Source organism: Actinomadura sp. BRA 177 (genome assembly GCF_013372625.1).
Classification (GTDB): Bacteria; Actinomycetota; Actinomycetes; order Streptosporangiales; family Streptosporangiaceae; genus Spirillospora.
Window position 1 is genome coordinate 1 of record NZ_JABXFD010000423.1, and the last position, 4,126, is coordinate 4,126.

At 74.3% G+C, this 4,126-nt stretch carries 3 protein-coding genes; all 3 read right to left on the reverse strand.

Annotated elements, in window-relative coordinates; translation table 11 throughout:
• Positions 1 to 34: 34 nt before the first annotated feature.
• The 3 genes from ffh to HUX53_RS25520 all read right to left on the reverse strand — a co-directional run bounded on the left by ffh (position 35) and on the right by HUX53_RS25520 (position 4,083).
• Positions 35 to 1,546 (reverse strand): signal recognition particle protein, encoded by a 1,512-nt coding sequence (gene ffh, locus HUX53_RS25510; RefSeq protein ID WP_176405758.1) that lies wholly within the window; start codon positions 1,544 to 1,546, stop codon positions 35 to 37.
• Positions 1,547 to 1,678: 132 nt separating this feature from the next.
• Positions 1,679 to 1,945 carry an ACT domain-containing protein gene (locus tag HUX53_RS25515; protein ID WP_309237425.1) on the reverse strand — a complete coding sequence of 89 codons (267 nt, stop codon included), beginning with the start codon at positions 1,943 to 1,945 and terminating at the stop codon, positions 1,679 to 1,681.
• Positions 1,946 to 1,947: 2 nt separating this feature from the next.
• Positions 1,948 to 4,083 carry a [protein-PII] uridylyltransferase gene (locus HUX53_RS25520; RefSeq protein ID WP_217919881.1) on the reverse strand — a complete coding sequence of 712 codons (2,136 nt, stop codon included), beginning with the start codon at positions 4,081 to 4,083 and terminating at the stop codon, positions 1,948 to 1,950.
• Positions 4,084 to 4,126 lie beyond the last annotated feature (43 nt).

A 4,126-nucleotide genomic window follows, 5' to 3' on the forward strand; every position in this document is an offset into this window, starting at 1 on the left:
CCGCCGGCAAGGACCGGCAGGACCATCCCGCGGCCTACGGCCGGCCCCGGGGACGCCCGCCCGGACCGCCGCCGGGGCCGGGCGGGAGCCCCTGGGGCATGCCGTCGGCCGCGGGCTGGTCCTGCCGGTCCTTGCCGGCGGCGCGCTTGCGCGGGTCGCCGCTGCGCTGCTTGCCCTTCTTGCTCTTCTTGGCGGCCGCCTTCGCCGCCTTCTTGCGTCCGCCGGGCATGCCGGGCAGCCCCATGCCGCCGGCCATCTGCCGCATCATCTTCTGCGCGTCGAAGAACCGGGTGACGAGGCTGTTGACCTCGCCGACGCTGACACCCGAGCCCGTCGCGATGCGGGCCCGCCGCGAGCCGTTGATGATCTTGGGCTGGGAGCGCTCCTGCGGGGTCATCGAGCGGATGATCGCGGCGATCCGGTCGAGGTCCCGGTCGTCGATCTGGCTGATCTGGTCGCGGACCTGCCCCATGCCCGGCATCATCCCGAGCAGGTTCCCGATCGGGCCGAGCTTGCGGATCATCATCATCTGCTCGAGGAAGTCCTCGAGCGTGAAGTCCTCGCCCGACGCGAACTTGGTGGACATCTTCTCGGCCTGCTCGGCGTCGAACGCCTGCTCGGCCTGCTCGATCAGGGTGAGGATGTCGCCCATGTCGAGGATCCGGCCCGCCATGCGGTCCGGGTGGAAGACGCTGAAGTCCTCCAGCTTCTCGCCCGTCGAGGCGAACATGATCGGACGCCCGGTGATGTGCCGGACGGACAGCGCCGCACCGCCGCGCGCGTCGCCGTCGAGCTTGGTGAGGACGACGCCGTCGAAGCCCACCCCGTCCATGAACGCCTGGGCGGTGTTGACCGCGTCCTGGCCGACCATGGCGTCCACGACGAACAGGATGTCGTCGGGGCGGACGGCGTCGCGGATGTCGATGGCCTGCTGCATCATCTCGGCGTCGACGCCGAGCCGGCCCGCGGTGTCGATGACGACGACGTCGTGCTGGGCGTGCCGGGCCTGGTCGAGGGAGCGGCGCGCCACGTCCACCGGGTCGCCGACGCCGCTGCCCGGCTCGGGCGCGAACACCGGCACCCCGGCCCGCTCGCCGACGACCTCCAGCTGCTGGACGGCGTTGGGCCGCTGCAGGTCGGCGGCCACCAGCATCGGCGTGTGGCCCTCCTGCTTCAGCCACCGGGCGAGCTTGCCGGCGAGGGTGGTCTTACCGGCGCCCTGCAGACCCGCGAGCATGATCACGGTGGGCGGCGTCTTGGCCGGCCGGATCCGGCGGGTCTCGCCGCCGAGGATCTCGATGAGCTCCTCGTTGACGATCTTGACGACCTGCTGCGCCGGGTTCAGCGCCTGCGAGACCTCGGCCCCCGCGGCCCGCTCCTTGACCCGCGCGATGAAGTCCTTGACGACGGGGAGCGCGACGTCGGCCTCGAGCAGCGCGATCCGGATCTCGCGGGCCGTCGCGTTGATGTCGGCCTCGGACAGCCGGCCCTTGCTGCGCAGGGACGAGAAGACCGTCGTCAACCGGTCGGAGAGCGTCTCGAACACGTGTCTGGACCGTCCTTGGAAAGCTTCTGGGATCGACTATCAGCGTATCGGGTCACCGGCCGGGCCCCGCCCGCCTCGCCGGACCCGTCCGCGACGGCTCCCGGACGCGCCGCGCCGGGGGTCCCTGCGGCTTCAACGCAGCGCGGCCAGAACCTCTTCCCGGACGGCGGCGAGCGCGGCGGGGTCTTCCAGCGGGAGCCCTTCCTCGTCCACCACGTAGAAGACGTCCACGGCCTCGGCGCCCAGGGTGTCGACCTGCGCGGCGCGGACCTGCAGCCCGCACGACCCGAGCGCCTGCCCGACCCGCCACAGCAGGCCGGGACGGTCATGGGCCCGCACCTCGATGACGGTCGCCGTCCGCGAAGCGTCCGCAAGGATCATGACGCGTGGCGGCGGCACCGTCACCCCCGGCCGCCCCCGCACCGACCGCGCCCTCCGCTCCAGCCGCGCCGCCACGTCGAGCCGCCCCGCGAGCATGAGCCGCAGATCCGCCTCCAGCCCGGCCGGATCCGGCGGCGCCCCGAACTCCGGCACCGCCGTGAAGTCGAGCACCGCAGTCCCCGCACGCACGGCAGAGCCGACACCCTCCGCCGAGACACCAGGCTGCCTGGGCACGGCGGGCTCCGAAGAGACGGCGGATTGCACGGGCGCGATGCCGGCGGGCGGCGCCACGCCGGTGGGCTCCCGCGACACGACCGCAGGCGGCGCGGAGTCAGCAGCCTCCGGGGTGACGGCGGCGTCCCGCCGGAGAGCGCGGCGGTGGCGCGGCGGGCCAGTTCGGCGACGAGCCCGGCCTTCCAGGCGCCCCAGGCGGCGGGGCCGGTGGCGGTGCCGTCGGCGATCGCGAGAGCGGCGAGGAGGTCGAGGATCTCGCGTTCGCGGCCCGGCACCTCGGACACGGCGGCGGTGACGGTCTGGACGGTCACGGGGTCGTCGATATCGCGGCGCGTGGCAGTTTCGGGGAGCAGCAGGTGGTGGCGGACGAGTGTTTCAAGGACGCGCACGTCGCCGTCCGGAAAGCCGAGGCGGGCCCCGAGGTCGCGGACGACGACGGCGCCGCCGGTGGAGTGGTCGCCGGGCCATCCCTTGCCGATGTCGTGGAGCAGGGCGCCGACGAGAAGGAGATCGGGGCGGGCGACCTCGCGGGTGAGGGCGGCGGCGCCGGCGGCGGTCTCCACGAGGTGGCGGTCCACGGTGAAGCGGTGGACGGGGTTGCGCTGCGGCCGGTTGCGGACGCGTTCCCAGTCGGGCAGCAGCCGGACGATCAGCCCGGCCTGGTCGAGGGCCTCCCAGACGGCGATGGCGGCGGGGCCGGCTCCGAGCAGGGAGACGAGCGCGTCCCGGGCGGGGGCGGGCCACGGCACCGGCGGCAGGACGGCGCGCTCGGCCAGCCGGGCGACCGTGGCGGGAGCGAGCGGGAGGCCCGCCTGGGCGGCGGCAGCGGCGACGCGGAGGACGAGGGCCGGGTCGTCGAGGTCGGCGTTCCGCGCGAGGACGACCTCGCCCTCGTACTCGACGGCGCCGTCCCCCACGGGTCGCCGCTCGACACCGCGCCGGATCCCACCGGGCCGGCCCGCACCGCCCCGGTTCGGGACCGCGTTGCGTCGGGCCAGATCCGAGTTTCGCCCGCCCGCGCTGTCCCACGCCGGATCCGCACTCCGCCGGTCCGCGCCGACCCGGGCTGGGGCCGCGTTTCGCCCGTCGGGGCCGGCCCGGTTCGGGGACGCGTTGCGTCGGGTTCGGGATTCGGTGCGGCGGGCGACGTGGCGCCACAGGGTGGTGCCCGCGTAGGTGATCGTGCGGGCGGCCTCCGTGATCGAGCGTTGCAGGGTGGCGGCGTCCAGAAGGTCGAGGGCGTGGGCGACGGCCTCCTGTTCCTGGAGGACGAGCCGGTCGGTGGCTCGGCCGGTGACCTCGTGCAGGGCGTGGCGGACGTCCAGCAGCAGGTCGTGGGCGGCGCGGACCTGGCCGTCCGGGCCGGACGCCACCCAGGACGCGGCGACGGCGTGCATCACGTGGACGTCGCGCAGGCCGCCGTGGGCTTCCTTGATGTCGGGTTCAAGAAGGAAGGCCAGTTCGCCGTGGGTTTGCCAGCGTTCGCGGCACATCGCCGACAGTTCCGGCAGCCGGACGGCGGCGTCCGCCCGCCAGTCGGCGAGGACGGCGGCGCGCAGTTCGTCCACGAGCGTGTGGCCGCCCGCGATGCGGCGCGCCGACAGCAGGCCGAGGGCGGCCTTCATGTCGCCGCGCGCGACGGTCCGCGCCTCATGGACGGTGCGGACGGAGTGGTCCAAGCGCAGGCCGGAGTCCCAGACCGGATACCAGACACGGTCGGCGACGGCAGCGACACCGGCCAGCCCGCGGTGCAGAAGAACGAGATCGAGATCGCCACCGGGCGTCAGCTCACGGCGAGCATGACTGCCGACCGCGACGAGCGCGACGCCGTCCGAAGCAGAAGCGAGAAGCGAGGCCAGCCAGCGATCAAGCTCGGCAGCGCGCAGAGCCCGCGCCGCCGCAAAGGCACCGCGAACCCCCACCCCCGCTCCGCGTGGTTTGGTGGGGGACGGAAGGGTGGGGGAC